General features: G+C 34.2%; 2 protein-coding genes. Both read left to right on the forward strand.

Going from position 1 to position 745, the window contains the following annotated elements; translation table 11 throughout:
- The first annotated feature begins 39 nt into the window (after positions 1-39).
- Positions 40-141 (forward strand): helix-turn-helix domain-containing protein, encoded by a 102-nt coding sequence (locus tag B5E79_RS13970; protein ID WP_143746801.1) that lies wholly within the window; start codon positions 40-42, stop codon positions 139-141.
- Between the two features lie 289 nt (positions 142-430).
- Positions 431-745: transposase zinc-binding domain-containing protein (locus B5E79_RS13250; protein WP_206393230.1), on the forward strand; the 315-nt coding region annotated here is incomplete at its 3' end.

The raw sequence follows: 745 nt of genomic DNA on the forward strand, positions 1-745 counted from the left end.
TAATAATAGTGGGTATTCCTTCTACTGGAGGTGCTCATCATGGCTAATCAGAAACATTTAACTGCTCTTGATAGAATCACAATTGAAAATGGTCTAAAAAATAACGATTCTTTCAAGGCAATTGTCAAAAAAATTGGATAAGGAGTGTACAACAATCTCAAAGGAAGTCAAAAAGAACGTTTCAGTACGTAAAATTGGTGCAGTTGGTCGTTTATTCAATAACTGTCTTAACAGACATATATGCAAAGAGAGTTTTTTAAACTGAACGAGCTGCAGAAATCTACAACTCACCTCACCGTGCTTTGTAGTGTAAGACTCCTTCAGTAAGAATATATAAAAAAAGGACAAAATAAATTTTGTCCATGGCGATTAATCATCTTTGATGATTATCGCTTTTTTGTATTGTATAATCATCTTAGGTGGTGTTCTTATGATTGATCTCTCTACTCCTGATACTCTTTTATACGATTCTGCTGTCTTATCTTCTTATATAAGAAAGAATACTAAAGAATCTTTTGGTTATATTTTTTTTGATAATATCGATTATATTACTAAGCTTTACAATGACAATAGAATGCGTGATGTGACTTATAAGAATATTCTCGATACTATCCTCTGTGGTTCCGTCTATCTTGGTTTTGATACGTATGAATGTCCTGACTGCGGTTTTGAAACGACCATCCCTCATACCTGCAAATCCAGGTTCTGCTCTAAGTGTGCCGCTAAATCAGCTAAACAGCGTTCC

The sequence above is a fragment of the Massilimicrobiota sp. An134 genome, from assembly GCF_002160815.1.
GTDB lineage: Bacteria > Bacillota_I > Bacilli_A > Erysipelotrichales > Coprobacillaceae > Allocoprobacillus > Allocoprobacillus merdigallinarum.